This is a genomic window from Haloferax massiliensis, from assembly GCF_001368915.1.
GTDB lineage: Archaea > Halobacteriota > Halobacteria > Halobacteriales > Haloferacaceae > Haloferax > Haloferax massiliensis.
Genome location: NZ_CSTE01000005.1, coordinates 169,783 through 196,024 on the forward strand (window position 1 = coordinate 169,783; position 26,242 = coordinate 196,024).

At 66.4% G+C, this 26,242-nt stretch carries 19 protein-coding genes; 10 read left to right on the forward strand and 9 right to left on the reverse strand.

The genetic code is table 11. From position 1 onward, the window contains the following. Positions 1–280 precede the first annotated feature (280 nt). Entirely contained in the window at positions 281–745 is a 465-nt protein-coding gene (locus BN996_RS16985) for a DUF1269 domain-containing protein (RefSeq protein ID WP_082256226.1), read from the reverse strand. Between the two features lie 240 nt (positions 746–985). Here BN996_RS16985 and BN996_RS16990 point away from each other — a divergent pair, with 240 nt between their 5' ends. From BN996_RS16990 to BN996_RS17020, 7 genes are all read left to right on the forward strand, one after another. Then, entirely contained in the window at positions 986–1,489 is a 504-nt protein-coding gene (locus tag BN996_RS16990) for a hypothetical protein (RefSeq protein WP_089781040.1), read from the forward strand. Positions 1,490–1,543: 54 nt separating this feature from the next. Continuing rightward, complete coding sequence (locus BN996_RS16995; RefSeq protein ID WP_226908791.1) at positions 1,544–2,944, forward strand: TIGR00341 family protein; 1,401 nt, start codon at positions 1,544–1,546, stop codon at positions 2,942–2,944. After that, on the forward strand, positions 2,941–4,287 hold the full coding sequence (locus BN996_RS17000; RefSeq protein WP_089781283.1) for a metallophosphoesterase: 1,347 nt from the start codon (positions 2,941–2,943) through the stop codon (positions 4,285–4,287). The genes BN996_RS16995 and BN996_RS17000 overlap by 4 nt, the downstream gene beginning before the upstream one ends. A 56-nt stretch (positions 4,288–4,343) precedes the next feature. Continuing rightward, positions 4,344–5,204, forward strand: a complete 861-nt coding sequence (locus BN996_RS17005) for an ion transporter (RefSeq protein ID WP_089781042.1) — start codon at positions 4,344–4,346, stop codon at positions 5,202–5,204. A 73-nt stretch (positions 5,205–5,277) separates the two neighbouring features. Then, positions 5,278–6,945 carry an MFS transporter gene (locus tag BN996_RS17010; RefSeq protein ID WP_089781044.1) on the forward strand — a complete coding sequence of 556 codons (1,668 nt, stop codon included), beginning with the start codon at positions 5,278–5,280 and terminating at the stop codon, positions 6,943–6,945. A gap of 461 nt (positions 6,946–7,406) precedes the next feature. Beyond that, complete coding sequence (locus BN996_RS17015; protein ID WP_089781046.1) at positions 7,407–11,069, forward strand: PKD domain-containing protein; 3,663 nt, start codon at positions 7,407–7,409, stop codon at positions 11,067–11,069. A gap of 68 nt (positions 11,070–11,137) precedes the next feature. Further along, positions 11,138–11,578 carry a DUF5518 domain-containing protein gene (locus tag BN996_RS17020; protein WP_042661939.1) on the forward strand — a complete coding sequence of 147 codons (441 nt, stop codon included), beginning with the start codon at positions 11,138–11,140 and terminating at the stop codon, positions 11,576–11,578. An 87-nt stretch (positions 11,579–11,665) separates the two neighbouring features. On the opposite strand, the gene BN996_RS17025 is transcribed toward BN996_RS17020, so the two are convergent. The 7 genes from BN996_RS17025 to acs (BN996_RS17055) all read right to left on the reverse strand — a co-directional run bounded on the left by BN996_RS17025 (position 11,666) and on the right by acs (BN996_RS17055) (position 20,604). Then, a complete protein-coding gene (locus BN996_RS17025; protein ID WP_042661938.1) occupies positions 11,666–11,881 on the reverse strand; it encodes a DUF8119 family protein in 216 nt (71 codons plus the stop codon). Positions 11,882–11,949: 68 nt separating this feature from the next. After that, positions 11,950–12,444 carry a universal stress protein gene (locus BN996_RS17030; protein WP_089781048.1) on the reverse strand — a complete coding sequence of 165 codons (495 nt, stop codon included), beginning with the start codon at positions 12,442–12,444 and terminating at the stop codon, positions 11,950–11,952. Between the two features lie 3 nt (positions 12,445–12,447). After that, positions 12,448–14,097, reverse strand: coding sequence for a VC_2705 family sodium/solute symporter (locus BN996_RS17035; RefSeq protein WP_089781050.1), 1,650 nt, complete (start codon positions 14,095–14,097; stop codon positions 12,448–12,450). After that, positions 14,094–14,531 (reverse strand): DUF4212 domain-containing protein, encoded by a 438-nt coding sequence (locus BN996_RS17040; RefSeq protein WP_089781052.1) that lies wholly within the window; start codon positions 14,529–14,531, stop codon positions 14,094–14,096. Before BN996_RS17040 ends, BN996_RS17035 begins: the two co-directional genes overlap by 4 nt. 51 nt (positions 14,532–14,582) lie before the next feature. Continuing rightward, the gene (gene acs / locus BN996_RS17045) at positions 14,583–16,577 is read right to left on the reverse strand and encodes an acetate--CoA ligase (protein WP_089781054.1); all 1,995 of its coding nucleotides are present in this window, start codon (positions 16,575–16,577) and stop codon (positions 14,583–14,585) included. 198 nt (positions 16,578–16,775) lie between these two features. Then, positions 16,776–18,542 carry a bacterio-opsin activator domain-containing protein gene (locus BN996_RS17050; RefSeq protein WP_089781056.1) on the reverse strand — a complete coding sequence of 589 codons (1,767 nt, stop codon included), beginning with the start codon at positions 18,540–18,542 and terminating at the stop codon, positions 16,776–16,778. 145 nt (positions 18,543–18,687) lie between these two features. Further along, positions 18,688–20,604, reverse strand: coding sequence for an acetate--CoA ligase (gene acs, locus BN996_RS17055; protein ID WP_089781285.1), 1,917 nt, complete (start codon positions 20,602–20,604; stop codon positions 18,688–18,690). Between the two features lie 143 nt (positions 20,605–20,747). On the opposite strand from acs (BN996_RS17055), the gene BN996_RS17060 reads away from it, so the two are divergent. Then, the gene (locus BN996_RS17060) at positions 20,748–21,911 is read left to right on the forward strand and encodes a pyridoxal phosphate-dependent aminotransferase (protein ID WP_089781057.1); all 1,164 of its coding nucleotides are present in this window, start codon (positions 20,748–20,750) and stop codon (positions 21,909–21,911) included. Between the two features lie 48 nt (positions 21,912–21,959). Here BN996_RS17060 and BN996_RS17065 read toward each other — a convergent pair whose 3' ends face one another. Next, positions 21,960–24,017, reverse strand: a complete 2,058-nt coding sequence (locus BN996_RS17065; protein WP_089781059.1) for a sensor histidine kinase — start codon at positions 24,015–24,017, stop codon at positions 21,960–21,962. Positions 24,018–24,165: 148 nt separating this feature from the next. Here BN996_RS17065 and BN996_RS17070 point away from each other — a divergent pair, with 148 nt between their 5' ends. Beyond that, on the forward strand, positions 24,166–24,756 hold the full coding sequence (locus BN996_RS17070) for a TetR/AcrR family transcriptional regulator (RefSeq protein ID WP_089781061.1): 591 nt from the start codon (positions 24,166–24,168) through the stop codon (positions 24,754–24,756). Beyond that, positions 24,753–26,219: an MATE family efflux transporter gene (locus BN996_RS17075; RefSeq protein WP_089781062.1), complete on the forward strand. Its 1,467-nt coding sequence runs from the start codon at positions 24,753–24,755 to the stop codon at positions 26,217–26,219. The genes BN996_RS17070 and BN996_RS17075 overlap by 4 nt, the downstream gene beginning before the upstream one ends. Positions 26,220–26,242 lie beyond the last annotated feature (23 nt).

A 26,242-nucleotide genomic window follows, 5' to 3' on the forward strand; every position in this document is an offset into this window, starting at 1 on the left:
GAGGAGATCAATCATAGTAGATGACAATTATACTGATTTAATGCCCCACTGTATCTGTCTTTTGATATTTATGCCGGAAGGCGAGAGCCGCACAGAAGAATCGGGGCATCGGGTGCGATTGGTCGCGGGATACACTAACGATGGACCGAGCGCCTCATCGGCGAGCGACCCGCACCCTTCGGGGAGACGGCCACCCGTCACACACCGTCACCACTACTCGACTCGGCGAGCGCGCTCTCGCGCCCGGACAGACGGCTGGCTGGGTCCGGCCGGGCGACGCTTATCCCGCGATCTCCTCGGCGGCGAACGCCTCACGGAGTCGGTCTTCGTCCTCGGGCGAGAGGTTCGTCTCGATGATCTCGAACTCGACGTCCGACAGTTCGGCTTTGATTCGGTCGACCTGTGCGTCGTGGGACAACAGAAACAGCGCGGAGTTACCGGGTTCGACCGTGTTCGCGACCTCTTTGATGAACGCGTCATCGATGCCGATGTCGGTGAACTTGCCGCTGAGCGCGCCCGTCACGGCCCCGACCGCCATCCCGAGCCACGGCATCCAGAAGATGACGCCGATGAGGAGGCCCCAGAACGAACCCCCCAGCGCGCCGACGCCGACGAGGCTCTGGGCCTGTTTGACTTTCACCTGCCCGTTTTCTTTTCGGACGGCGATGGCGGCGTCCTCTATCGTAATCAGTTCGCGCCGCTGGAGGTGGTACAGCTTCTCCCGCATGTTCTCCGCACCGTCCATCGTATCGAACGCGAGTACGACCAGTGAACTCATCTCATCAACTCACCCACACGTAAGCAGGAAACCATAATAAACTGCGTTTACCGAGTCGCTGACTGTCTCAGAGCCAGTAATTCGTGGAATACCGAAAAGTCAGTAACGGCCCCTCGAACGAGTTTCGCCCGGCGACGTCGAGAGCGGTCGCCCGTTCGGCCCGCGGCGACCTGCGCCTCTATATTCGTCGCCCGCCAATCGTTCGGTATGACCGATCGGGAGTCGTTCACGCACGAGGAGTGGCGGACGCTCGCGCAGACGCCGGTCGAGGTGATGTACGGCGTCGTCGTCGCCTCGAACGGCGGCCTGTGGCGAGAGCTCAAAACCATTCGTCGAACCCTTCGACACGCCGACGAGTTCGAGCCGGAGACGGAACTCGTCACGCACCTCGCCGGGTTCGTCCGGGTGAACGCCGGCCGAGTGCGACGCGACGCGGAGACACACGATTTCAACCGCGCGGTGGCGAAGGCCCGCGCGCACGACTACTGTCGGGAGGCGGCGACAATCGTCCGAGCGCGAGCGACCGCGGCGGAGCGAGCCGAGTACGGACAGTTCGTGCGCTGGTGTGCCGAACGAGTCGCAGACGCCGGCGTCGAGGGCGGACTACTGGGATTGGGGGGCCGGCGAATCAGCCCGGCCGAGCGGGCGTTCATCGACGCTATCGGGGAGACGCTCGCAATCGCCGACGGGGCACGCGAGACAATCGAGTAAGCCATCCTATCAAAGCACTCATATTTTTTGGTCCCGCGGGACGTTGTACTCCGTATGCGACTCGTTCAGGTGTTGATACCCCGGGGGAGCCGAGAGAGCGTGCTTGAGTCGCTCGACCGACAGGCCATCGACTACGCCGTCTTCGAGGAGGTCGGCCGCGGCGACTTCGAGGCGATGGTGCAGTTCCCGGTCCCGCCCAGCGGCGTCGAGACGGTGATGGAAGAACTGACGAACGCGGGCGTCCGAGGCGACAGCTACACTATCGTACTCCCCACGGAGACGGTCGTCTCGCAGCGCCTCTCGGCTCTGAAAGAGCGCTTTCCCGGACTCCGCATCTCCCGCGAGGAGCTCCACGCGAGGGCCGAAGACCTCGCGCCGGCGAACTCGACGTTCTTCAGCTTCCTGATTCTCAGCACGGTCATCGCCGCGACGGGCCTGCTTCTCGACTCCGCGGCGACGATCATCGGGGCGATGGTCGTCGCCCCGCTGATGGGGCCGGCGGTTTCGGCGTCCGTCGGGGCGATTCTGGCCGACAGGCGCATGGCGACCCGCGGCGTCGTGCTTCAGGTGACGGGGCTCGCGGCGGCCATCGCGACGGCCGCCGTCCTCGGCGTGATACTCCAGCAGACGATTCTCATTCCGCCGGGCGTCGACATACAGGCGATACCGCAGGTCGCAGAGCGCACCAGTCCGAACGTCCTGTCGCTGTTCCTCGCGTTGGGGTCGGGTATCGCGGGGGCGATAAGCATCATGCGCGGGTCCGGGTCGACGCTCGTCGGCGTCGCCATCGCCGTCGCGCTCGTCCCGCCGGCGGCGACGTCGGGGTTGGGTATCGCGTTCGGGCTTCCCGTGGTCGCCGTCGCGGGCGCGGTGCTCGTCGTCGTCAACCTCCTCGCCATCAACCTCTCGGCGCTGATTCTGTTCTATCTGTCGGGGTTCAAGCCGCTGGACGCCGACGAGCGGGAGGGAGTCAGAGCGTCCATCGCCTCTCGAATCGCCGTCATCGGCGTGGCTATCGCGGTTCTCTCGCTCGTCCTCGCCGGCGTGACGTACGCGTCGTTCCAGACCGCGTCGTTCGAACAGCAGACGCAGACCGAACTCCAGCGACAGTTCGACGAGGCGGACATCGAGGGCGTCGAACTCGTCAGCGTCACGGTCGACTACAGGCCCGTCGACTACCTCCTCGGGAATCAACCGCGGGTCGACGTGCTCGTGGGGATTCCGCGCGACCTGCAAGCGCCCCCCGACCTCGCACAGCGGTTCGACGACCAACTGACCGAGGGGTTGGACCGAGACGTAGTCGTCAGGGTCGGCTTCGTCGAGGCGCAGGTCTCCGACGACGCGGCGACGAGAGCTTCGACCGGCGCGTTCGCATCCACCAGTCGCCCGCATACATCCGGTAACCGCACTCTCACCGGTACGGCGCTCGTCAGCTCCCCGGGGGCATGGCCGTGACCGACGCGTACTACTTCATCAGCGACCTCCACATCGGCGGCGACGAGCAACTGGGAAAGGTCGATTTCCTCGACGAGCTTCTGTCGTTCCTGCGGACGCTCGAAGCGACCGACGAGGACGCCGAACTGATCATCAACGGCGACGCCTTCGGGCTGTGGGAGTTCACCGACGTCGACGGACTCGACAAGTTCGACGCGCTCGTCGAGCGCTATCCGGAGCTGTTCGACCAGTTCGAAGCGACGGGCGAGCGAATCCCCATCACGCTCATCCCCGGGAACCACGACTACGAGCTCGCGGCCTACCCGGAGTACGTCGACCGACTGGCCGAGTTCAACGTCACGCTCCGACAGGAGGTCTCGATAACCCGGCGCGTCGGCGACTACGTCGTCCACGTCGAACACGGGATGCAACGGGACCCGAACAACCGGATTCCGGACTTCGGAAACCCCCACGCGAACCCCCCGGGCTACTTCGTCAACAGGCAGGTCACGAGCCGCGCCGGCCGGCTCTCCGAGCGCGGGAAGTTCAACTGGCTCAAAGACGTGCAGGCGGTGACGCCGATGACGCAGATTCCGGCGTGGATGCTGTCGAACTACTTCTATCGGGAGATGAGCCCGTGGCTCAGATACGTCTCCGCCCCGTTTCTCCTCCTTTTCAACGTCGGCTTTCTCTACGTGCTCGCGTTCGCGCTCGACGCCGCCGGTCTCTGGTCGCTCCCGATGGACCTCATCGAACGGGTTCTCGGGCTGTTCGGCCCGGTCGGGACGCTGGTCGACCTGCTTTTGACCGCGAATCTCGCCGTCACGCTGTTGTTGATACTGGTCGCGGTACCGCTTTTCGTCTTCGCGCGCGACGTCCGAAAGACGCTCCGGCGGTTCGGCATCGACCGGCCGGAAGAACGGGAGTCGTCGGCGGACACCTATCTGACGGCCGCCAGAGAGCTGTTCGCGTCCGACCCGGCGGTCGCGGTGTTCGTCTACGGCCACACCCACCGACCCGCAGTCACCGAAATCGAAGGCGGGGTCGTCGTCAACACGGGGACGTGGCTGAAGCGACTGCGCCGCGTCGAGTCCGCGTTCGGCGTCCTCCCGCCCGTGTTCTACTCGTGGTACCAACTCAACTACGTGCGCGTGTCGGCGACGGAAGACGGCGGGGTCGCCGTCGACTACGAACTCGTCGAGAAGTCCGCGCCGAACGAGGAGACGTGGTTCCAACGGCTCGTCACGTCGACACCGAGGCGGGAGGCCGCGATTCCGTCGCGGACGGTCGTCCGGTCGGGCGGGTCGAGCGAGTCGGTTGCGACCGAGTCGATTGCGACGGAAGCCGACACGGCCGACCGCTGACGGTCCGAACCGCAGACGGGAGGAAACGACATATGACTCGGCGGCGATACTGTGGCATGGCGCAGACGTCCAGAGACCAGGTGTGGACGGTGGTCGACCCGGATTCCGAGAACCGCTGGGGCGAACGGTTCGAGCGCCTCGTGTTCGTCCTCGCGTCGGCGAACGTCGTCGCCGTCGTCCTCTCGACGGTCGAGTCGCTGTACGAGCGGTTCGGAGCCTACTTCGACGGCCTGCTCGTCGCGTCCATCGCGCTGTTCACGTGCCTGTACGTCGTCCGGCTCTGGGCCGCCGGCTCGGCCGCTCCCGACGCCGGACGGAGTCGGTTCGCGTTCGTCCGCGACCCCATCTCGGTCGTCGACTGTTTCGTCATCGCGACGTTCTGGACCGGACTCCTCTTCGAGATACGGCTGTTCGAGTCGGGGCTGTTCCGCGTCTTGTGGTTGGCTCGCGTGCTGAACCTCTCGTGGTTCAGACGCTCCCGGCGGCGGTTCAAGCGAGTCCTCGACGCACAGCGCGACGACCTCGGGGTCGCGTTCAGCGGGGCCGGGATGTTGGTCCTCGTCTCGTCGACGCTCATGTACTTCGTCGAGGGAAGCGTCCAACCGGACGCGTTCTCGTCGATTCCGGAGACGCTCTGGTGGGGCGTCGTGACGCTCACCACGGTCGGCTACGGCGACGTGGTTCCCGTGACGCCGCTCGGGCGTCTGCTCGGCGCTGCGACCATGCTCGGCGGCGTCGCCTTCTTCGCGCTCCCGTCGAGCATCTTGGCCGCGGGGTTCTTCGCGGAGCGGGCGGGAGAACGGGCGCAGGAGACCGAAGAGACACGGACGACCGACCGAGGACGGCCCGGAGGAAAGCGGGTCGAATGGTGCCCGTACTGCGGCGAGTCGCTCGACACCGGGTCGTCGCACGGCTGAGCCGAACCGACCGGAAGACGGGCCACGCCCGCCGTCAGCAGGGTTTATCGAACAGGACGTGATATCAACAGGGATGGACGCAGACGCGAACGCTCACACCCTCGGAGAGGGCACGGTAGTGACCGACTCGGCGAGCGGGCTGGCGTACTGGGGGCCGGCCGTGGCGGTGAGTCTCGCGATGTTCATCGGGGTCATCGACTCGACGCTGATGAACGTCGCGATTCCGTCCATCGTCGCCGACCTCGACACGACCGTCACGGTCGTTCAGGGCGCGATTTCGTTCTACGCGATGGTCATGGCGGCGCTGATTCTCCCCGGCGGCAAGCTGTCGTCGATGTACGGGATTCGGCGGCTGATGACCGCGACGCTCCTCGTGTACGGGGTCGGGACGACGCTGGCGGCGCTGAGTTGGAACGTCGTCGTGCTCTACGTCGGCTGGTCGGTCGTCGAGGGGGCCGCCGCCGCCGTGTTGCTCCCGCTGACGTTCACCGTCCTCCTCGTCAGCTACGAGGGCGCAGACCGGGCGAAAGCCCTCGGTATCCTCGCCGGAGTGAACGCCGCGGGTGCCGCGTTCGGACCGCTACTCGGCGGCGCGGTCACGACGTTCGCGAGTTGGCGATGGGGGTTCGGCATCGAGGTGCTAATCGTCCTCGTCGCGCTCGCGTTCGTCAGGTATCTCCCCGAGGAGTCTCTGAGCGAGACGCCGACGAAACTGGACGTCGGCGGCACGGTCCTCTCGGTGGTGGGGACGACCGCCCTCGTCGCCGGTGTCCTCTTGGCCGGGCGGTACGGCTGGCTATTGGCCCGCCGGCCGTTCGTCGTCGGCGGCGTGCGACTGGACCTGCTCGGCGCGTCTCCGACCCTCTGGCTCGTCGGCTTCGGGGCCGTCGCCTTCGCGGGCTTCGTCCAGTACGAGCGCCGCGTCGAGCGCGAGGGCGGGTCGCCGCTCGTCCCGGTCCGGCTCCTATCGAACGGGCAGTTCACCGCCGGCGTCGTCACGAACGCCGCGCGGTCGCTGGTCCTCGCGGGGTTCATCTTCGTCGTCCCGGTCTTCCTCCAGTCCGGGGCCGGATACACCGCGTTCGAAACTGGCGTCGCAATGCTTCCGTTCTCCCTCGCGACGTTCGTCGCGTCCATCTTCACGACCGACTGGCGGCGGGCCGTCGCGCCGAAACTGCTGATTCAGGGCGGCGTCGTGCTCATGGGGGTCGGCGTGCTCGCGCTCGTGTCGCAGACGACGCTCGACGCGACGGTGACGCAACTCGCCGTACCGATGGGGCTCGTGGGGCTCGGTCTCGGGCTCGTGATGGCACAACTCATCGATATGACGCTCTCGGCTGTCGACCAACGGGACTCGGCGGCGGCGTCCGGCCTGCTGAACGCGACGATGATGCTCGGCTACTCGTTCGGGACCGCCATCGTGGGCGCGTACCTGCTCGGGCGCTTTTACGACGGCGTCGTCGACGGCGTGCTGACCGCCATTAACGCGAGCGTGTCGGCGAGCGAGCGAGGGGCGCTCGTCGTGGCGCTGGAAAACGCCGCCGAGACGGCGACCGAAGAGACCCAACGGGCGTTTCTCGCCGGTCTCACACCGGCGCAACGGGAGCTACTGACCGACGTGTTCGACGCCTCGATAGTGCAGGCACAGCGGGAGACGCTGTTTCTCCTCGCGCTTTTCGTGTTGCTCGTGCTCCTCGTTTCGACGCTCCTACCGGACGAAGGGACCAGCGGCGACCCGTGAGCCGTGAGCACAGCGTCGTTCGCTGTCGTCGCTCTCATCGCTGTCGTCGTCTCAACGAACAATGCGTTGAGTGGGTAGACTGACGTGAGACCGCCATTCAAAATATTTGTTTTGATAACTTCCTCACCAACAGGTATTGAATAAAAATAGCAATATTGAATTCAGAGACGACTGAGAAGATTTGTCTAAATACCCCTACTCAACCCGCTAAAGTCACAAATTCTAGAATTTGTAAAATGTTTTCAGATATAATCGTGTGAGTGTCCAACATAACAAAATTAGATTCGGAATCGTAGTTTAAAATATTTATATTCAAAAGCACGATTTTATTCGGCATCGTTATACAATATCCCCGTTAGTCTGTATCGACCAATTATCGGACGTGAATCCGTATTTGGCAGTAATATGGTATTTAAGGGACTCAGGGGCCACGGCAGGGCGGACGGGGAGGCGAACAGCTGATGACGAGGGGGGTCGGGATAACGCGACAGCAGGTGAGCACACTCGTGCTGACGCTGGTGACGGTGATTTCGCTCGTCGCGTGGGTACCCGTCGGTGCGGCGGCGGTCACGAACGGCGCGGATATCACGCATTCGAACCTCTCGGTGACGCCGACGACGCTCTACGAGGGAAGCGCCGTCACCGTGAACGTCACCGTCGAAAACACCGGGGCGTCACAGCAACCGTACAACACGACCCTCACCGTCGACGGCGAGGTCGTGGCGTACCAAACCGGGACACTCAACGCGAGCGAAAGCCGACAGCTCACGTTCACGGAGACGCTCTGGGGGGCGGGGACCTACGACGTCGCCGCCGGGGGGCTCGCCGCACAGACCGTGACCGTCGAGGCGGCCAACGCGAAGTTCCACGGCGGGCCGGGCAACCTCGGGAACTACCCGAACCAGGAGGGGCCGCTCACCGAACCCGTGGAAGTCTGGAACGTCTCCGACACCGCCCCGCAGGTGATGCAACCGACCATCGTGGGCGACACGCTCTACACCGCCTTCCACGACGGCGGCGAACTCTACGCGTTAGATCCCGAAACGGGAGAGGTGAAGTGGAACGCGACGCCCGGAGGGACTTGGGGTTCGACGTGGACCACGCCCGCCTACGCCAACGGCGTCCTCTACCTCGGAAGCAACGACTACAAGCTACACGCGATAAACGCGACCGACGGCACCGAAATCTGGAGTTACGAGACGCAGACGAACGTCCGGTCGGCCCCCGCGGTCGTCGACGGCGTCGTCTACTTCGGGAGCAACGACGGGAACCTGACCGCGGTCGACGCCGACACCGGCGAAGAGCTCTGGTACTACACGATGTACCAGCCGGTGCTGGTGGAGTCGAACCCCGCGGTCGTCGACGGCGTCGTCTACGTCTCGGCCGACGACGATAACCTGACCGCGCTGAACGCCACCACCGGGGCGAAACTCTGGAACTACACGCTCCGCGACGAGAGCCAGTCGGACCCGACGGTCGCGAACGACACGGTGTTCGTCGGGAGCGACAGCACGATGGGCGAAACAAGCGGGAACGGAAGCGTGTACGCCATCAACGCGACCGACGGCACCAAGCGCTGGAACTACTCGATGACGGGCGACGTGGATTCGAGTCAGGTGTACGCCGACGGCGTCGTCTACGCCGGGAGCCGCGGCGGCGAACTCGTCGCGCTCGACGCCGCCGACGGAAGCAGACTCTGGAACGCGTCGGGGAGCGACTTCCGCGGCGCGCCGGTCGTCGCGGGCGACGTGCTCTACATCACGGATTTCGGTGACTCGACCGTTCGCGCGTTCAACGCGACCGACGGGACGGAACTGTGGTCGTACAACTCGCCAGCGAGCAGCCTCTACGCGACGCCGCTCGCGTGGAACGGCTATCTCTACTACGGCAGCGGCAGTCAGTTCCACGCGCTCGCGGAGCCGGCACCGACCGTCTCGGCGGTCAACGCGACCAATCCCACGGGACAGAACCTTTCCGTGTCGTTCGACTCGTCGCAGGCTCTGACGAACATCTCCGTCTCGGTCGCCGGCCCGAGTTCGACGGCGTTCACCGAGGCCGACTTCACGGAATCGGGGAGCGAGCCGTACACGTACACGCTCGCGTCGCCGTACGAGACCGGAAGCGACGGCACCTACACCGTCACGGTCGACACCGCGGAGAACGCCGACGGGCAGGATGGGGCCGCAAGCGAGTCCGACAGCGTCACTATCGACACGGTCGCGCCCGCCGTCGACGCGGGGGCGAACGCCACCGTTGACGAGGACGTGGCGCTCGACTTCAACGCGACGGCGACCGACGCCGTCGGCGTCACGAGCACCTCGTGGGACTTCGGCGACGGCTCCGCGAACGTGACCGGCAAAAACGCCACTCACACCTTCGCAGACCCCGGCACCTACACGGCGACGTTCACCGCCAGCGACGCGGCGGGGAACGAGGGAACCGACACGCTGGTCGTGACCGTCAACGACACGACCGCACCCACCGCAGACGCGGGCGCGAACCAGACCGTCGACGAGGACACCGCCGTCGACTTCGACGGCTCCGCCTCGACCGACAACGGCGTCATCGACAGCTACGAGTGGGACTTCGACGACGGCTCCGCGAACGCGACCGGAGCGACCCCGAGTCACACGTTCGCCGACCCCGGTACCTACAACGTCACGCTGAACGTGACCGACACCGGCGGTAACGCCGACGCCGACACGCTGGTCGTGACGGTCGCCGACGCGACCGCGCCCACCGCCGACGCCGGCGACAACGTGTCGGTCACGGAGGGCGACGCGGTCAAGTTCGATGCCAGCGGGTCGACCGACAACGGTGTCCTCAACAGCTACGAGTGGGACTTCGGCGACGGCGCGAACTCGACGAACGCCACCGAGACCCACAGCTACGGCTCGACCGGCACCTACACCGTCACCCTGAACGTGACTGACGCCGCCGGCAACGTCGATTCGGACACGATGACCGTCACCGTGAACGAAGAATCGTCGTCGTCGTCGTCGTCGTCATCCTCCTCCTCGTCGGGGGGAACCGCGGAGACGACCGAAGAGACGGACGACGACGCGGACGTCGTCGTCGACACGGCGAGCGAAGGGACGACGAAGCGGTCGGACGTGTCGGTGACGAACGTCGACACGACCCGCCCCGTCGTCATCCCGCTCGAACCCCCCGCGACCGACGCCGAGGCCGGCGGGAGCGAGACCAACGAGTCCGCCGGGGGCGCTGGGGACGCCGCGAGCGCCGACGAATCGGCGTCGACCGCCGCCGAGAACATCTCGGTCGCACAGCTCTCGATGAACGTGAGAAGCGAGGACGACTTCACGCTGAGCGTCACGACGTACGAGGCGTCCGAGGACGAGGCCACGAGCGAGCGCTTCCGGCGCGAGACGGGCGCGACCTCGGCGGGCTACGTCGTCGTCGACCACTCGATACAGGACGACGACATCGACGACGTGACGTTCACGTTCAGCGTTCGGAAGGACTACTTCGAGACGACGGGCGTCGGCCCGGAGTCGGTCGCGCTCTACCGCGACGAACAGACGCAGTGGCGCAGGCTCGACGCGAGCCTCGTCGAGGAGTCCGAGTCGCGCTACGTCTTCGAGGCGACCTCGCCCGGCCTGTCGCGGTTCACCATCGGCTCGACCGTCCCCGTCTTCGAGACGACCGCCGCGGAGGTCACAGAGACGAGCGTGTCGGTCGGAGAGGAAGTCGAACTCTCGGTCGACGTGTCGAACCTCGGCGGCGCGGGAGGCTCCCACGAACTCGACTTACTGGTCGACGGCGAGCGCGTCGCCGGCCAGACCGTGGAACTCGGCGCGTTCGAGAACGGGACGGCCACGCTCAGCTACGCGTTCGACGAGGCCGGAACGTACGAACTCGCGGTCGGCGACCGGGTCGTCGGCAGCGTCACCGTCGAGGACGCAGGCGAGACCGAGACGGCGGCGTCGGTCGACGACTCGACCGCCGAGGCTACCGGCGGCGAGGCCGTCAGCGGTGAGACCGACGGCGATGAGACCGGCGGCGACGACGGCGGCAACGCCACCGGATGGACGCTCGCCGTCGTCGCCGTGCTACTCGCCGCCGGGCTGGGCATCGCCTACCGGCGGCGAGAGCGCGACGAGTAGCCCCGAAGCGACCCGATTTTTCGGCGATTCGTGAACAGAATTATTAGTTGAGAGACACGAATGGGAGTATGACCAGATTTCGCGCGCCGTCCGAACTCCCGTGGCGACGGCGGTACAGCCTCGCCGGCGGACTCGTCGCGGCGGCGTTCGTCTCGTGGAGCTATCTGGACGGGCGGTCGGCGATGTCGCTGAGCGCCGTGTTCTTCGCCGGACTCGTCGTCGGTGCGCTGGCGAAGCGACGGCACGGAACGGCGACCGGCGTCGGTGTCCGGACGGGACTCGTCGGCGGCCTCCCCGTCCTCTGGATACTGGCCACCGTGTTCGGAGCCGCCACCGCGCTGTCCGGCCCGACGTGGTTCGTCGTCGGGGGGTGGCTGATGATGCTCGGCGGGGTCGCCACCGTCGGCCTGCTCGGATTCGGCCTGTCGGCGCTCCTCGGCGAAGCGGGAGCGAGGGTCGGCGCGGCGCTGACGACATATGACCCGCCGTCGCCGGCGACGAGCGAGTGAGCGCGTCGGCGGGCGCGACTCCGCAACCGCCCCGAGTCAGGACGAGAAAATAGTCCGGGAGTGACTCGTCCGGGAATGACCCCGGCGTCAGCGCTGTTCTCGCGCGGCTTCGACCGAGGCGAAGAAGCCGAAGTACGCGACGACGCCCGCACCCAGACAGAGGTAGAACGCCCACTGCGGCCCGTCGACGACGTCGAACAGGAGCGAAACGACCGTCACCCACGCCAGGGCGAACAGCAGGTCGGTCAGCATGCCCGAGCGGTGCTCGCGCACGTGGGTGCGAATCGTCTCCGCGAGGCTCATCGGCGGGTCACCCCGTCGGGAGCCGCGGACGGCGCGTTCGTCCTCGCGCGGGTCGTGTCGTGCATGGGTTACGGTTCCGCTTCGGCTTCTGCTTCCGCTTCCGCTTTCTTTTCGTGGACGTCGACGACGAGCACCGGAAGTCGGGTCCGCCGCAGGACGCGTTCGGTCACGCTCCCGAGGACGACCCGGGAGAGACCGGACCGGCCGTGCGAGCCCATCACGACGAGGTCGATGTCGTTGTCCTCGACGAACTTCCTGATGGCTCGCGCCGGTTCGCCCGGGACGACGTGTTCGCGGACGGCCAGTCCGTGTTCGGCGGCGGCGTCGGCGACGTAGCCCGTCGCCTTGTCGGCCGCCTCCTTCACTTCGGGCATGTCGTCGAGGCGACCCTGTCGGATGCGGTCGACCTGCTCTGTCCCCAGCGAGTAGCTGGTGGCGTCGACGTCGACGACGTACAGCGCGTGGACCGTCGCGCCGTACTTCGAGGCGAGGTCGACCGCCTGTTCGACGGCGTACTCCGCCGCGTCGCTTCCGTCAGTCGGAACGAGGATGTGTTCGTACATTGGTTAATCGTCCGCGGGGGACTGGCCCCCGTCGGCGCTCATGACGACGTCTTCTGCGGACTGTTGCTGGCCCATCGGTTCCGGGCTGTGACACTGCCGGACCATCTTCTTGATTCGCTCGGGCGGCTCGTCAGTCGCCATCGAGACGGCGATGGTGACGACGAACACCAGCGGCGTGCCGACGAGCGCCGCGCCGATGGCCGGCACGAACTCGGCGAAGGCGTCGCTGAAGTGGAAGATGAGGTCGTTGACCACCGCGGCGACCCAGAGCGTGAGGCCGACGCTCATGCCCGCGAGCGCGCCCTGACGGTTGGTGTTCTCCCACCAGAGACCGAGGAAGAACATCGGGAACAGCACGATGGCCGCGAGCGAGAACGCGAGCGCGACCAGTTCGCCGACGAGCGCCGGCGGGTCGAACGCGGTCACCGTCACGATGATACCGAGCGCGACAATGGTCGCCCGACCGACGAACACCTGCTGGCGCTGGGTCGCGTCGGGGTTGATGATGTTCGTGTAGATGTCGTGGGAGACGGCGGACGAGGCGGTGATGAACAGCCCCGCCGTCGTCGCGATGGCGGCGGCGATGCCGCCGGCGGCCACGAGGCCGACGAACCACGTCGGCAGGTTCGAAAGCTGTGCCGCGAGCACCACGATGAGGTCGCCCTCGCCGCCGCTCATGCCGCCGTTGGCCGCGAACGTCGGGCCGTACTGGGAGGCGTCGTAGAGGTCGACGCCGAACGCCGCCAGCGCCGGGGCGCTCCAGTACAGGAGCAGGATGAAAAACAGCCCCCAGACGGTCGACTGCCGCGCCGTCTTCTCGTTTTCGACCGTGTAGAACCGCACCAACACGTGCGGGAGGCCGCACGTCCCGAAGATGAGCGAGAACGCCGTGGCAATCCAGAGGTAGAACCCCGCGTTGGCGAACGGTTCGGAGAACTCCGCGGACAGTTCGCCGATGAGTCGGCCGTACTCGATCTGCGGGAGGACGGTCGAGTAGCCGCCGGTGAACCCGACGACGTAGACGGCCGTCAGGAACGCGACGATGAGGATGACGTACTGGACGGCCATGTTCTTGGTCGCGCCCATCATGCCGGAGATGGTCAGGTAGCCGACCGTAATCGCCATCATGACGACGACCATCGTGACGTAGTCGGTCCCGAAGACGTACAGTCCGACGAGGCCCATCCCGCGGGCCTGTCCGACCGAGTAGACGAACCCGATGAGGATGGTCGTCAGCGCGCCGATCGCCCGCGCCGTGTCGGAGTTGAACCGGTCGCCGACGAAGTCGGGGGCCGTGTACTTCCCGAACCGACGCATCTGCGCGGCCAGGAAGATGAGGAGGACGAAGTAGCCGGCGGTCCAGCCGATGATGAACGCGAGCCCGTAGAAGCCCGCGAGAGCGACGAGCCCCGCCAGTCCGAGGTACGAAGCCGCCGACATCCAGTTCGCGCCGATTGCCATTCCGTTCTCGATGTTTCCGATGGACCGGCCGGCGACCCACATCCCCTCGGTGTCGGCGACTTTGAACACGTAGCCGATGGCGAGAAACAGGGCCAACATCCCGACGACCATGACGGCCGGCACGAGTTTGAACGAGATGTTGAGCGCCTCGGGGAGCAGGTCGCCCGACTGGAGGAACACGCTCGGCGTCATTCGACGCTCCCCCCGTCGGCGACGGCGGCCTCGCTCTCACTCTTCGAGCGCGACGTCGACGCCGTGTGGTCGATGCCGTAGCGCTTGTCGAGTTGGTCGCGCTTGCGCGAGTAGACGAACGCGAGGACGAGCGAACTCGTCGGCGACAACACGGCGACGAGGAAGTAGTGCGCCGGGAAGCCGACGACCGGAAGCTGCGCGGTCATCGTCGCCGGTGCGAAGTAGGTGAGCACCGGCGGGCCGAACGTGAGGAGCGCCCACGCGATGAAACCGACCCAGATTACTTTCAGGTGGTCTCGCATGAACGGGGTGCTCGGTTTCAACAGGTTCACCTCCCGCGACAGGTAATCTATCTCGTCGTGGTCGGAAGCTGTGCTCCGGTCGGCGTTCGTGGCGTGTGAGTCAATATCTGACTCGGTGGTTTCGCTTGACATAGGTTCGGCGTCTCGCAGTTGCTCTCGATTCGCTCGGTCGATTGCGGCCGTTCAGTCGGCCTGAGTGCGGACCTTCGCCGCGATTTCCTCGACGACCTCGGGATTTCGGAGCGTCGAGGTGTCGCCCAGTTCCGCGCCGTTCGCCACGTCTTCGAGCAGGCGGCGCATGATTTTGCCCGAGCGGGTCTTCGGCAGTTCGGGCGTGAACACGACCTGTTCGGGTCTGGCGATGGGGCCGATAGCGTCCTCGACGCCCTCGATGATACGCGCGCGAAGGTCTGGGCCCTCCTCGTACCCGTCTTCGGTGATGACGTAGGCGTAGACGGCCTCGCCTTTCACCTCGTGGTCGCCGCCGACGACGGCGGCCTCAGCCACGCCTTCGACGCCGACGATGGCCGACTCTATCTCCATCGTCCCGAGGCGGTGGCCCGAGACGTTGAGAACGTCGTCGACGCGACCGAGCACGGTGACGTAGCCGTCGTCGTCCACTTTCGCGCCGTCCTCGGGGAAGTAGACCCAGTCGTCGGGGTCGTCGCTGTCGGTGTCGGAGTACTCCGCCCAGTATTCGGAGACGTAGCGCTCGTCGTTGTCGTAGAGCGTCCGGAGCATCCCCGGCCACGGCTTGTTCACCGTGAGGTAGCCCGCCCGGCCGGGTTCGACTTCGTCGCCGTCGGTGTCGACGATTTGGGCGTCGATACCCGGCAGCGGCGGGCCGGCGGAGCCGGGCTTCATGTTCTTGACGCCCGGTAAGGTCGTCACCATCATCCCGCCGGTCTCGGTCTGCCACCACGTGTCCACGACCGGACACTCCTCGTTGCCGATGTGTTCGTAGTACCACTTCCACGCCCGCGGATTGATGGGCTCGCCGACCGTCCCGAGCAGGCGGAGGCTCGACAGGTCCCGCGACTCGGGGAACTTGCTGCCCCACTTCATGAACGCGCGAATCGCCGTCGGCGCGGTGTAGAAGACGTCGACCGCGTACTTCTCGACGAGCTCCCACATTCGGTCGCGGTTGGGGAAGTCGGGCGTCCCCTCGTACATCACCGTCGTCGAACCGAGTGCGAGCGGCCCGTAGACGATGTAGGAGTGGCCCGTAATCCAGCCGATGTCGGCCGAACACCAGTAGGTGTCTTCCCTCTCGATGTCGAGGACGGCGTGCGAAGTCCACGTCGCGTAGGAGAGATAGCCGCCGGTGGTGTGTTTGACTCCCTTCGGCTGGCCCGTCGTTCCCGACGTGTACATGAGGAACAGCATGTCCTCGGCGTCGCGTTCGACCGGCGCGACTCGCTCGCCGCTCTGTTCGTCGAGGAGGTCGTCCCAGTCGTGCTGGTTGCCCTTCAGGTCGTGGCCGAAGCCGTCGTCGCCGAGGCGGTCGACGACGACCGTCGCGTCGACGCCGTGGTCGACGCCGTCGAGGCCTTCGTTCGCCTTGTCGAGGTGGTCGAGCGGGTCGCCGCGGCGGTAGTAACCGTCGCAGGTGACGAGGAACCGGGAGTCAGCGGCGTTCATCCGCGTCGCCAGCGCGTCGGCCGAGAAGCCTGCGAAGACGACGTTGTGGGGCGCGCCGATGCGGGCGCACGCGAGCATGGCGACGGGGAGCTCAGGAATCATCGGCATGTAGAGCGTCACCACGTCGTCCTCCTCGACGCCCTGCGCGCGGAGCGCGGCCGCGAACTCGTTGACCTCGCGGTAGAGGTCCTGATACGTGTACGTCCGCGTCTCGCCGTGTTCACCCTCCCACTTGATGGCGACGCGGTTCTTGTCGCCGTTTTCGACGTGGCGGTCTACGCAGTTGTAACAGGCGTTCAGTTCGCCGCCGGTGAACCACTCGTAGAACGGCGGGTTCGAGTCGTCCAACACCTCGTCGTACGCTTCGTCCCAGTCGAGCATCTCGGCCGCCCGCTCCCAGCAGTCCGGCCAGTTCTCCTCGAACTCCTCGTAGATGTCGGGGTCCGAGACGTTCGCTTGCGCGACGAACTCCTCGGAGGGTTCGAACTCGTCTTGTTCTGCCAGCCGTGCCTCCAGTTCAGCGTCACCCTGTGCCATAGTACGTGCTAACGAGTCTCGACAAGGGGCATAAGTAGGGTAACTAATTATCGAAAATTAACAGCACTATTATACACGATAGTATTTAGGAGCGTTCACAGGCTTCAGAGCCGGATATGGTCGGTCTGAATTACTATAGATATTCTTTAGTAAACTATCATTCAATAATGAACGATTGTGTGCCAAGGCGTCGCACGCCTAAGGGTCTAGGGTCGAAGCCTCCTCGTCGGTGTCGTCGTCGAAGAACGCGGTCATGAGTTTCTGCTGTGCGGTTCGAAGATGTTGGTGGAGCGTCGGCGACGAGATATCTATCGAATCGGCGAGGTCTTCGGCGGTACTGCCGCGAGGCCACTCGAAATACCCGGCGAGATAGGCCGCTCGCAGGACGGACTGTTGCTTGTCGGTGAGTCGCGCCACGAGCGACGCCCGGAAGTCGGCGGTGTTCCGCGCGGGCCGTTCGACCTCCTGTTTCGCGACGAGTTCGGTGGCGGGATAGGCGTCGGTTAGGTCGGACAGCACGTCTCGCAGCGGCGTTTCGTTCGAGAACTCGCCGACGAAACGGGCGACGCCGTCCTCCGCGACGAACCGCGAGACGGTGCCGTCGTAGGAGGTGAGCGCCGTAATCGTCGACCCCGCGGAGAGCGCGACTTCGAGGAGCGACTCCGTCCCTCGGTCCCGTATCAGGCGGATGTGCTCGACGTCGGCCGACGACTGCAACTCGTCGAACACCGCGTCCGTCGCCGCCTCCCGGACGGTGAGGAAACACAGCAACGCCCGCTCCTCGATGGGGACGACGCCGCGGAGTCGAATCGAACAGCCGAGGTCCGCGGAGAGTCGAACGAGCACATCCCGCTCGTCCGAGGATTCGAACTCCAATTGGACGACCGTATCAGCCAGCAGTAGCTTCCGGCGCTCGGCGGCGGCGATTGCCTGTCCGACGTGACGACCCAGCGTCGCCAGTACGTCCGCCTCGGGGTCGGTGACCTCCTCGCCGTCGAGGGCGACGTAGAGCGCGCCGTAGGCGGTTTCGCCGTGTCCCAGCGGAACGACGGCAAACGGGCCGTTCTCCGAGGTCGATGACGAGCCGAGACGCGCCGTCTGGACGGCCCCGGCCTCGCACGCACGCCGGGTGAAATCCGTGCCTCGACCGGCGAGCGACCGACGGACCGCTTCGAGCGACCCCTCGTCGATGCCGGCGGCGGTGAGCGACGCTCGCGCGTCGGTTTCGCCCGACTCGGTCCAAGCGAAACGGTACTGGTCAGACTCGACGAGTCCGTCACAGACCGCCTGTTCGACCTCGTTTCGGGTGTTCACTGCCGAGAGTGCCGACCCCACGCTTCGCGCGGTCTCGACGACCCGATGCAGTCGGTCGGGGTTCCCTGCCCCGGCACGCCCGCCGCCGTCGACGGGGGCCGGCGAGAGCGCATCGAGAACCTCGTCGTCGCTCGGTTCGTCGAGGAGCGGCGCGAGGGTCTCGATGCGGTCCCATCCACCGATTCGCATGACGACGCTCGGAGGGACGCCGTCGGCGAGCATCGTTCGGGCGAAGTGCCGACGCAGGTCGCGGGTCGAAACGTCCGCCAGTTCCTCGCGGCCGGTCTCCTCGGCGGCCCGCGTTCCGACCGACGCCACGAGCATCTGGAGACGCCGCGGCGTGACCGGAAGCACCCGCTCCGTCTCGTCGATGCCGGTCGTCGTGACGTACTTCCGAACGTCGTGTTCGACCTCGTTCGGCAGGTACGCCGCCCGCCCGTCGGTCGGGACGGCGAGGAAGTAGAGCTCCGTTCCTCCGCGTCGCCGCTGGGTCACGTGTGCGGGCTCGAACCGACTCATCTCGGCCGGCGTGAGGCCGACTTCCGCGCCGAGACGAAGCACGAGGTCCTCGCGGTACGTCTCGGTCGACCGTCGCAGTCGCTCGTACCCGCCCGCCGACAGCGGCGTCGGTTCGGAGTTTCCGTCCCGCATCTGTTTCGTAATACTCTCGATAAGCGAACTAAATCTTCCGAAAGAAGGACAGTACCGACAGCACGGAAATAGCAATTAGCGGTAAGCACCGCTCTCGAACGATACTAACTGCGTTTCGCATAGACAGAGCTCCCCGAAACGGGCGTCAGCTGTCTCGGACGATGGATTCGAGTTCGCCGACGATTTCCGGGTTCTGGAGCGCGGACGTGTCGCCGAACTCCTCGCCGTTGGTGATGTTTTCGAGGAACCGTCGCATAATCTTCCCGGAGCGCGTCTTCGGGAGGTCCGGTGTGAACACGACGGCGTCCGGCGTGGCAATCGGACCGATGCGCTCGCGGACGTGTGCGGCGATGCGCTCGCGGAGGTCGTCGTCCCCGGAGACGCCCGTCTCCAGCGTGACGTAGGCGTGGATACCGCCCGTCTCGGCGTCGGCGACGCTGACGACGGCGGCCTCGACGACGCCCTCGACGCCGACGACGGCCGACTCTATCTCCATCGTCCCGAGGCGGTGGCCCGAGACGTTGATGACGTCGTCGACGCGGCCGAGCACGGTGACGTAGCCGTCGTCGTCCACTTTCGCGCCGTCGCCGGTGAAGTAGTGCCAGCCGTCCACGTCGAGCTTCGCAGCCTCCTCGCCCCAGCGGTGGCCGCGTCGCAGGGCGAGCGGCATGCCGGGCCACGGGCGCGTGAGAACGAGATAGCCGGCCTCGTTCACGGGAACCTCCTCGCCGCGGCCGTCGACGACCCGAGCGCCGACGCCGGGGAGCGGCGGGCCGGCGGAGCCGGGTTTCATCTTTTTCACGCCCGGCAGGGTCGTTATCATCATCCCGCCGGTCTCGGTCTGCCACCACGTGTCCACGACGGGGCAGTTCCCGTTGCCGATGTGTTCGTAGTACCATTTCCACGCGCGCGCGTCGATCGGTTCGCCGACGGTTCCGAGTAGCCGGAGACTCGACAGGTCGCGCGACGCCGGGAGCGACGTGTCCCACTTCATGAACGAACGAATCGCCGTCGGCGCGGTGTAGAACACGTCGACGGCGTTCTCCTCGATGAGGTCCCAGATGCGGTCTCGCTCCGGGTAGTTCGGCGTCCCCTCGTACATCACCGCCGTCGTTCCGAGCGCCAGCGGGCCGTAGACCACGTACGAGTGGCCGCTAATCCAGCCGATGTTCGCCGTACAGAGATACGTGTCCTCGGGCTTGAGGTCCAACACCGCCTGCGACGTCCACGTGACGTGAGCGAGGTAGCCGCCGGTGACGTGTTCGACGCGCTTCGGCTCGCCCGTGGTTCCCGAGGTGTGGATGAGAAACAGCACGTCGTCGGCCGCCCGTTCGACCGGGTCGACCTCCGCGCCGGCGTGAGCCGCCACCAGTTCGTCGTAGGTGTGCTGTCCCGCGCCGAGGTGTTCGGTCTCGCCGAGGTGCTCGACGACGACCATCTCTTCGAGGTCGTGAGCGGCCTTCAGGCGGGCGTCGTCGGCCTTGCTCTTCAGGAAGATGGCGCTCCCTCGCCGGTAGTAGCCGTCGCAGGTGACGAGGAATCGGGAGTCCGCGCTCTCCAGTCGCGTCGCGAGCGCGTCCGCCGACAGCCCCGCGAAGACGACGTTGTGGGGCGCGCCGATGCGGGCGCACGCGAGCATGGCGACGGGGAGCTCCGGAATCATCGGCATGTAGAGCGTGACTACGTCGTCCTCCTCGACGCCCTGCGCGCGGAGCGCGGCCGCGAACTCGTTCACCTCGCGGTAGAGGTCCTGATACGTGTACGTCCGCGTCTCGCCGAGGTGGCTCTCCCACTTGATGGCGACGCGGTTTTTCGCCCCGGCTTCGACGTGGCGGTCCACGCAGTTGTAACAGGCGTTCAGCGTCCCGCCGGCGAACCACTCGAACGGGGGTTCGTCGTCCGGAAGCACCGACTCGTACGGGTCGAACCAGTCGAGCGTCGCCGCCGCTCGGTCCCAGCAGTCGGGCCAGTCGGCCTCGAACTCGTCGTAGACCGAGTCGTCGGTGACGGTGGCCTGCTCGACGAACGGCGAGGGAGGTTCTATCTCCTCGTCTTCGGCCATCCTCGTTTCGAAGTCCGGCCCACGACGGTTCGACATACAGGAGGTACGTCGGCCTCATCGCATTAAAACGTTCGTCGCGCGCGTCGTCCGGGGCGTCGAGAGCGTCCGCCAAGCTTCTTGTGTCAGCCTGTCCCAGCCCACGTATGCCGACACCGTCCCCCTTTTCTCGACGCATCGGGAGCGAGCGCGTCGCGGGAACCCGCGAGTCCGTCATCCGGGAGATGACCCGCGAGGCGCACAAACACGACGCGATCAACCTCTCGCAGGGGATTCCCGACGAGGACGAGACGCCGGCGAGCGTGAAGCGCGCGGCGAAAGACGCAGTCGACACGTCGAGCCAGTACACCATCACGTGGGGGCTGCCGGAGCTCCGCGAGGCGGTGTCGGAGCGCTACGCCGACTGGAAGGGCGTCCGCTACGACCCCGAAACGGAGGTCACCGTCACCACGGGAACGAGCGAGGCCGTCGTCTCGACGCTCCTCGCGCTCTGCGACCCCGGCGACGGCGTCATCTACTTCGAACCGACCTACGAGAGCTACATCCCGGCCGTCCAGTTCGCCGGCGGCGAGCCGATGCCGCTCGACATCACCGACGGCCTCGAACTCGACGACGACGCGCTACGGGACGCCGCCGAAGAGGCGTCCGTGCTGATTCTCAATCACCCGCACAACCCGACGGGGAACGTCTTTTCGCCCGCCGAACTCGAACTCGTCGCGGAAGTCGCCGAGGCGGAGGACCTCATCGTCGTCACCGACGAGATATACGAGCACATCGTCTACGCGGACGACTACGTCAGCCCGGTCGAAATCGACGGGCTCGCCGGGCGGACCGTCGTCTGCACGGGGCTGTCGAAGACGTACTCCGTGACGGGCTGGCGCGTCGGGTTCGCGCTCGCGCCCGAACCGCTTTCGGCCGAGTTGCGGAAGGTCCACGACTACACGAGCATCTGCGCGCCGACGCCGTTCCAGCGGGCGGGCGTGGAGGCCCTGTCGCTCCCGGCGGACTACTACGACGACCTCTCGAAGTCCTACGAGCGCCGCGGCGAACTGCTGTACGACGGGCTTCGAGAGGTCGGCCTCGACCCCGTGAAACCGGACGGCGCGTACTACATGCTGACGCGCTATCCGGGCGACGCAGACGACGCCGAGTTCGCCCACAGGCTCGTCCGCGAGGCCGGCGTCGCGGTCGTCCCGGGGAGCAGTTTCTACACCGAGGGCTCCGCCGACTGGGTCCGCTTTACGTTCTCCCGCAACGAGGCGACCATCGAGGAGGCGCTGCGACGACTCGACGAGAACCGATTTTGGTAGCCCGGACGCCCCAGTAGTACCCCGGCGGCGACCCGCTCGGGACCGCAGTCAGGCGTCGTCCGACGACGCCACGCCCGCCTCCTGCGCCGAGTCCGCGGCGACTTCGACGCCGCGAACCACGAACCGCGCGCCGGCGTCCGTGGCGTCCTCGTAGCCGATCGACCAGCCGTGAGCGTCGGCGATGGTCTGGACGATGGCGAGGCCGAAGCCGGTGCCGTCGGCGGCCGTGGTGAAGCCGGACTCGAAGAGCTTCGGGCGGTCCGCCGGCGGCACGCCGGGGCCGTCGTCCTCGACGAAAAAGCCGTCGGGGGTCGCGCCGACCGTGACCGTCACGCCGTCGCCGACGTGTTCGACGGCGTCGTCGGGAGAATCCCGACTGCCCGTCGAGCCGTGCTCGACGGCGTTCCGAAACAGGTTCTCCAAGAGCTGGAGGAGCCGGGTTCGGTCCGCGTCGAACGACGCGCTCTCTTCGATATCGAGCGTGGCGGTGCCGGTTTCGACGTTCGCCCACGCCTCGGCCGCGGCGGCGTCGAGCGAGACCGTCTCGCGCTCGTCGACCGTCCCGCCGCGGGCGAGCGCGAGCACGTCGGCGATGATTTCGCCCATGCGCTCGTGGGCCGCCTCGATTCGCTCGACGTGGTCCGGGTCGGGTCGGTCGGTTTCCTTCACCAGTTCGAGGTAGCCCTCCGCCACGTTCAGCGGGTTGCGCAGGTCGTGGGAGACGACGTTGGCGAACGTTTCGAGCTGTTGTTCGTGCTTCCGTCGGTCGGTCACGTCGTGGGCGTTGACGACGACGCCGCCGACGACGGGGTCGTCGAGCAGGTTCCGACACCGGACGCTGAAGGCGCGCCACCCGCGGGTCGAACTGCGGAACCGGAGTTCGGCGGTGGCGTCCTCGTCGGGGCGCTCCAGCGACTCTCGGAACGTCTCGACGGCGGCGTCCTCGTCGTCGGGGTGGAGAAACCGCTTCATCGACTGCACCTCGCTCGGGTCCTCGTCGGCCCCGAGCGTCTGGGCGGCCGAGTCGCTCAGATAGGTGACCGAGCCGTGGGCGTCGAGAACGAAGATGAGGTCGGAGGCGTTCTCCGTGAGCGCGCGAAACCACCGCTCGCGGACGCGGCGCTCGGTGATGTCGTGGAGGATGTGCAGGTGGCCGCGGACCGCGTCTCGGCCGTCGGTCACGGCCGACCGGTCGACCTCGAAGTGCCGCGCCTCGCCGTTGTCGTCGACGACCCGCAGTTCCCCGCCGGATTCGAGCGCCGACGCGGTCTCGGCTCCGAACACGTCGGCGACGGAGGACCCCAGCAACGAGGGAGAGCCGTCGAAAAGCGCCCTCGCCGACGGGTTGCTGTCGGCCAGTCTGCCCTTTCGGTCGACGACGACGACGGGGTCGGCCATCCGCTCGATGACGAGGTCGCGCGCGATGGGACTGATGTCGAGGATGCGGTACCGCGAGAGGCCGACCGCGAGGAGCGACGACGTGGCGGCGAACGAGACGGCGATGGGGTTAGCGGGCATAAACGGTCGCAGGAGATAGACGGCGCCGACGACGGCGGGTGTGAGGATTGCGACGAACAGGACCAGCGCCTGTTTTCTGTATATCTGTCGGCTCCGGAGATAGTGGATACCGAGGACGACGAGCGCGGCCCCGATGGCGACGTAGCTGTAGACCACGTCGACCCAGAACAGCGGCCCGGGAGCGATTTCGGTCGCGGTGATTCCGCCGACGGTCGAAAACGACAGCGACTCCCACAGAAGCGCGTGGACTCCGAGGGCGTTCGTCGCCACTCCCGCGATGGTCAACGCGGGCCACACGGCGAGAAGCGCGGCGGTCCGCCGCGAGACCCACCGCTCGTAGCCCGCGATTTCGAGGGCGAAAAGCAGGGTGAAAAACACCGACGACTCCGCGGGAACCGACTCCAAAACGAACCACAGGAACCGGGTACCCGGCGAGTCGGCGAGGAGGAAGAGCATCTCGAAAAGCGACCAACAGCCGGCGCTCACGGTGAGGGCGATGAACCAGCGTCCGCTCGGTTCGTCTCGGTATCGCCACCCGTAGCTCGCGACGCCGGCGGATACCACGGCCGCGAAGGCGAGCGCGCCCACGTACGGTGACGGCAAGAGAGACACGTGTACTCGGGTACCCGATTCGGGTACTTAGAAACTCCGGCGGTCGGGCGGCGTGGGACGCCCCCACAGAGCCGTTCGCGGTCCAAAGTCTCTTAACTGACCAGTCAGTAAGTCGGGGCAGAAGATGGACGAAGAGACCAGAGCCGAGATACTCGAAGCGACCAATCGCGCGCTCTGCGAACACGGGTACGCCGGCCTGACGGTACAGCGAATCGCGGACGAGTCGTCGATGACGAGCGCCGCGATTCACTACCACTTCGACACGAAAGAGGAGCTCCTGAACGCGTTTCTCGACGACCTCATCGAGCGGTTCGAGTCGAAGCTACCGTGCGGCGCGGCCGACCCGCGAACGCGTCTCGACGGGGTTCTCGACGCGGTTTTCAGTCCGAAGGACCCCGACTCGGACGGCTTTCCCGTGGCTATCATGGAGCTGAAGGCGCAAGCGCCCTACCACGAACTGTTCCGCGAGCGCTTCCTCGACTTCGACGGCGTGATGCGCGGCGTCGTCGCCGACATCGTCCGCGACGGCGTGGCGGCCGGGCACTTCGACGAGGCCGACCCCGAAGAGATTGCGCGGCTAATCACGACCATGAGCAACGGCGCGCACGCCCGCGCCGTCGCACTCGACGAACACCCCGCGGAGACCCGGCGAGTCGTCGAGGACGCGCTGGAACTCCACCTCGGCTGGACGCCGGGTGAGGAGGTGGACGGATGAGCCTGTTCAAGGGACAAGAGGAACTCAACCTCACCGAGGGCGGCATCGTCAGGCCGCTTCTCTACCTGTCGCTTCCCATCGTCGTCACGAACCTCCTCCAGACGGCGTACAACCTCGCGGACACGTTCTGGCTCGGCCAGTATTCGACGGAGGCGCTCGCGGCCATCTCGTTCGCCTTCCCGATGGTGTTCCTGCTCATCTCGCTCGGGATGGGACTGTCCGTCGCCGGGAGCGTCCTCGTCGCCCAGCACACCGGGGCCGAGGAGACGGACAAAGCCGAGTACGCGGCCTCGCAGACCGTCACGTTCGCGTTCCTCGGGTCGGCGATACTCGGCGGGCTCGGCTACCCCGCCGTCCGGCCGTTCCTCGACTTCCTCGGGGCCTCGCCGGACGTGTTGCCGGGCGCGACGGCCTACATGCAGGTCATCGCGCTCGGCCTCCCGTTCATGTTCGGCTTCTTCGTGTTCATCTCGCTGATGCGCGGGGCGGGCGACACCATCACGCCGATGCTCGTGATGTTCGGGACCGTCGTCCTCAACGTCGTCCTCGACCCGTTTTTCATCAACGGGTGGGCGCTCGGGCCGATTCAGTTCCCCCAGCTCGGGATTCAGGGCGCGGCCATCGCAACCGTCATCTCGCGGGTCCTCGCGATGGTCGTCGGCATCGCCATCATGGTGTCGGGGAGCAGGGGCATCCAGATTCATCTCACGGACATGCGCCCGGACTTCGAGTACCTGCGGAAGATTCTCCGCATCGGCATTCCCGCCAGCATCGAGGGGACGGGCCGCGCGCTCTCCATCAACGCGCTTCTCATCGTCGTCGGGCTGTTTTCGACCTCCGTCGTCGCGGCGTTCGGCATCGGGACCCGCGTGTTCTCGGTCATCTTCCTCCCGGCCATCGCCGTCGCCCGCGGCGTCGAGACGATGTCCGGACAGAACATCGGCGCGGGGAAGTACGACCGCGCGGAGCAGGCGAACTACGTCGCCGCCAAGGGGCTGTTCTTCGTCCTCGGCCTGCTCGGACTCGCCATCTTCCTCGTTCCGGAGCCAATCGTCTCGGTGTTCACCACCGACGCCGAGGTGCTCGAAGTGGGCGCGGAGTTCCTGCGGTACGTCTCGCTGTCGTTCGGCTTCATCGGTATCATGCGGGCGTTCACCGGCGGCTTCCGGGGCGCTGGTAAGACCCTCATCGCCGCGGTGATATCGGTCGTCACGCTCGCCGGCATCCGGCTTCCGGTCGCCTTCGTCGCGTCGCAGGGGCTCCTCCCGACCGACTTCTGGTTCCTCGGGAGCACCGACGTTCGGGGCATCTGGATCGCCTTTTTCGTCTCGAACATCGTGGGCGCGGCCATCGCGTGGCTCTGGTTCCGCCGGGGAACCTGGCGCGAGGGCGACGTCCGCGGGACGCCGGCCGGCGGCGAGTTGGAGAACGACGACGTGGAGCTATCGAGCGGGATGGACTGACCCGGAAAAAGAGCGGTCCGAAC

What these genes read in the sequence shown, in the direction of transcription:
- acs (WP_089781285.1), bottom strand. Translation starts at nt 20,604, where the DNA reads ATGGCCGAAGACGAGGAGATAGAACCTCCCTCGCCGTTCGTCGAGCAG.
- BN996_RS17040 (WP_089781052.1), bottom strand. Translation starts at nt 14,531, where the DNA reads ATGTCAAGCGAAACCACCGAGTCAGATATTGACTCACACGCCACGAAC.
- BN996_RS17010 (WP_089781044.1), top strand. Translation starts at nt 5,278, where the DNA reads ATGGACGCAGACGCGAACGCTCACACCCTCGGAGAGGGCACGGTAGTG.
- BN996_RS17030 (WP_089781048.1), bottom strand. Translation starts at nt 12,444, where the DNA reads ATGTACGAACACATCCTCGTTCCGACTGACGGAAGCGACGCGGCGGAG.
- BN996_RS16990 (WP_089781040.1), top strand. Translation starts at nt 986, where the DNA reads ATGACCGATCGGGAGTCGTTCACGCACGAGGAGTGGCGGACGCTCGCG.
- BN996_RS16995 (WP_226908791.1), top strand. Translation starts at nt 1,544, where the DNA reads ATGCGACTCGTTCAGGTGTTGATACCCCGGGGGAGCCGAGAGAGCGTG.
- BN996_RS17020 (WP_042661939.1), top strand. Translation starts at nt 11,138, where the DNA reads ATGACCAGATTTCGCGCGCCGTCCGAACTCCCGTGGCGACGGCGGTAC.
- BN996_RS17005 (WP_089781042.1), top strand. Translation starts at nt 4,344, where the DNA reads ATGGCGCAGACGTCCAGAGACCAGGTGTGGACGGTGGTCGACCCGGAT.
- BN996_RS17015 (WP_089781046.1), top strand. Translation starts at nt 7,407, where the DNA reads ATGACGAGGGGGGTCGGGATAACGCGACAGCAGGTGAGCACACTCGTG.
- BN996_RS17070 (WP_089781061.1), top strand. Translation starts at nt 24,166, where the DNA reads ATGGACGAAGAGACCAGAGCCGAGATACTCGAAGCGACCAATCGCGCG.
- BN996_RS17075 (WP_089781062.1), top strand. Translation starts at nt 24,753, where the DNA reads ATGAGCCTGTTCAAGGGACAAGAGGAACTCAACCTCACCGAGGGCGGC.
- BN996_RS17050 (WP_089781056.1), bottom strand. Translation starts at nt 18,542, where the DNA reads ATGCGGGACGGAAACTCCGAACCGACGCCGCTGTCGGCGGGCGGGTAC.
- BN996_RS17025 (WP_042661938.1), bottom strand. Translation starts at nt 11,881, where the DNA reads ATGAGCCTCGCGGAGACGATTCGCACCCACGTGCGCGAGCACCGCTCG.
- BN996_RS17060 (WP_089781057.1), top strand. Translation starts at nt 20,748, where the DNA reads ATGCCGACACCGTCCCCCTTTTCTCGACGCATCGGGAGCGAGCGCGTC.
- BN996_RS17035 (WP_089781050.1), bottom strand. Translation starts at nt 14,097, where the DNA reads ATGACGCCGAGCGTGTTCCTCCAGTCGGGCGACCTGCTCCCCGAGGCG.
- BN996_RS16985 (WP_082256226.1), bottom strand. Translation starts at nt 745, where the DNA reads ATGGACGGTGCGGAGAACATGCGGGAGAAGCTGTACCACCTCCAGCGG.
- acs (WP_089781054.1), bottom strand. Translation starts at nt 16,577, where the DNA reads ATGGCACAGGGTGACGCTGAACTGGAGGCACGGCTGGCAGAACAAGAC.